The following is a 2,119-nucleotide window of genomic DNA, read 5'->3' on the forward strand; positions in this document are numbered from 1 at the left end:
CTTTGAACCTGTATATCTTCCGCCTTACTCACCTGACTTTAACCCAATTGAAAATATATGGTTACTCCTGAAGCAACGCTGGTTTAATAAAATCCATTGCCGTAATGTTGAAAAGCTCATTGCACGCCTTGATGAGGCTATTCTTGACCTCACAAACAATCCAGGACAAGTCATGAATACGACATCTTTCGGAATTTTATTTTGACACTCGCTATATCTTATGATTCCAACACTGCTGTTCCTTAGACTCAGGATAAATCTCTCCAAACGCACTCCATATGCCAAGATTGCCGTCCGCCACTGTGAGACGCAGACCCTGTAGTCCTCTGTCTCTTAACGAACGTAAAACACCAGACCACGATTCCTTGGATTCTCTGTAACCGCCATCTACTGTTAATAGCTTCTTTTTCCCTTCTCTTGTCGCCCCTATTATCACCAATAACGCTGCCTTATCCTTTTCAAGTCCGGCCTTTACTTAAATACCATCTGCCCATATATAAACCACTTCCAGGCCGCTTAACTCTTCCCTTCGCCAATCGTCATACTCGCCTTCCCACTTGGCCTTTAGACGTTGTATTGAACTCGCTGAAAGTGGCGCTCCTTCCCCAAGAAGACCCCTTAATGCCAACTCGAAATCCCCTGTGGCCAACCCGTGAAGGTATCACTCCGGTAAGAGATTTCCTACCTCTTGCGTTCTTTTCTTAAACAACGGCACAGTCTCCGGCTCTCAAAACGATCCTCAAGATTCCTCAACCTGGGACGTCTTGCTTCTATCGTCCCTATCTTCATGCTTACACGACGTGGCTTGCCAAAACCATTTATGGCTTTTCATTCAGATTATTTGTACTGGGTTTGTTTGCACCCGTTACATTAATGCTCGACATCAGTATTTTATAATCTGGTTTATCCACGTTGTTTGCTAAGAATAGCAAACGTAATTATCACATGTCAACATCTTTTGCGAATATTGACAAATTATTTGATCATGTGATAATTTATGTTAGAACGAATTATAAGGAGGTATATATGAAAGGAAACGAGTACATCAAAATGAAAAGAATTGAGAAGGGATTATCATTACAGGCATTGAGTAAAAAATGTGGCGTATCTTTTTCTAGAATAGCATCACTTGAGCGCGGAGAGCATAAAATCTTATTCGATAATCTGATCAAGATACTAAACGGCCTCGAAGCATCGATGTATGATTTTCTGAATGTGGTTGGATATTTCCCGCCGAGCTATAAAAGAGAGGATGTGGTGGCGGGGGGCGGATTTGAACCACCGACCTTCGGGTTATGAGCCCGACGAGCTACCGAGCTGCTCCACCCCGCGCTATGCACCGGCCCTGTTGCAGTGCCTTGCTGTATGTAGATTAACAAAACGTATTTATTAATGTCAATCAATTTAATAAAATAATATCTGAGCTTAATAAAATAATATCTGAGCGGTACCCCCCACAGTTGGCACACAGGCACCCCCGCGGCGGCTGCCTCAACTTTGACTGCTGCCAGGCAGGGATATACCCAGTGTCAACCAGTTTCAATCCACAGTCTATGAATATGTTATTTCTACTCGTGATAGGTAATCGGCAAGTTCGTCAATGAGTATCTTTACTTTGCCTGAGTCCTTGAGATTGGCGGCGGTTTCTATCGCTTCCCCCATTTCTGCAAATTTCGTCAGTCCAATAGCTGCGGCAGCTTTTTTTATCATTCCGCCTGTCATCTTTACGGATGGATACTCGCCTTTTGCTATTTCCCCCCGCATCTCGGCTACATCTCTGTTACGGCTGTTTAGAAATTTTGCAACCCTGTCCTTGTACTGTGATTCTACGGTAACTGTTATCTTTTCTGACATGTCGCTCACTCCTCCGGTATTATAATATTTTACATATCCACTGATTCGCAGAGACAAGAAATCTCTGCTCTCTATTATACACCTTTTGATATATCTGCGCAATGTTTCGAATTGCATCACGAAAAAACTATAGGAAAGGTAAACGTTGCCTCAACTAAAAAACTATACGAAAAGAAACGATAAAAACTCTCAGTCAAGAGAACTGGGAGGAAGAGATGAGGTTAACGATGAAAGAAAAGCAGACAATAACAAAGGTGGCAGCAGA

At 42.7% G+C, this 2,119-nt stretch carries 3 protein-coding genes, 1 tRNA gene and 1 pseudogene; 2 read left to right on the plus strand and 3 right to left on the minus strand.

Annotated features, from left to right (window positions below):
* The coding region (locus ASN18_RS16915; protein ID WP_236861871.1) for a transposase at positions 1-205 on the plus strand (205 nt) is incomplete at its 5' end.
* A 9-nt stretch (positions 206-214) separates the two neighbouring features.
* On the opposite strand, the pseudogene ASN18_RS18110 reads toward ASN18_RS16915, so the two are convergent.
* Positions 215-819: pseudogene (locus tag ASN18_RS18110) on the minus strand (IS256 family transposase); the annotation flags it as partial.
* Between the two features lie 231 nt (positions 820-1,050).
* Between ASN18_RS18110 and ASN18_RS18045 the strand changes: the two are divergent.
* Positions 1,051-1,299, plus strand: a complete 249-nt coding sequence (locus ASN18_RS18045; RefSeq protein WP_353740376.1) for a helix-turn-helix domain-containing protein — start codon at positions 1,051-1,053, stop codon at positions 1,297-1,299.
* On the opposite strand, the gene ASN18_RS16930 is transcribed toward ASN18_RS18045, so the two are convergent.
* Both ASN18_RS16930 and ASN18_RS16935 read right to left on the minus strand, forming a co-directional pair.
* Positions 1,256-1,332, minus strand: a tRNA-Met gene (locus tag ASN18_RS16930). The genes ASN18_RS18045 and ASN18_RS16930 overlap by 44 nt on opposite strands.
* A 219-nt stretch (positions 1,333-1,551) precedes the next feature.
* Entirely contained in the window at positions 1,552-1,854 is a 303-nt protein-coding gene (locus ASN18_RS16935; RefSeq protein ID WP_157073080.1) for a hypothetical protein, read from the minus strand.
* Positions 1,855-2,119 lie beyond the last annotated feature (265 nt).

The sequence above is a fragment of the Candidatus Magnetominusculus xianensis genome (genome assembly GCA_001541255.1).
In the GTDB taxonomy this organism is placed as follows: Bacteria; Nitrospirota; Thermodesulfovibrionia; order Thermodesulfovibrionales; family Magnetobacteriaceae; genus Magnetominusculus; species Magnetominusculus xianensis.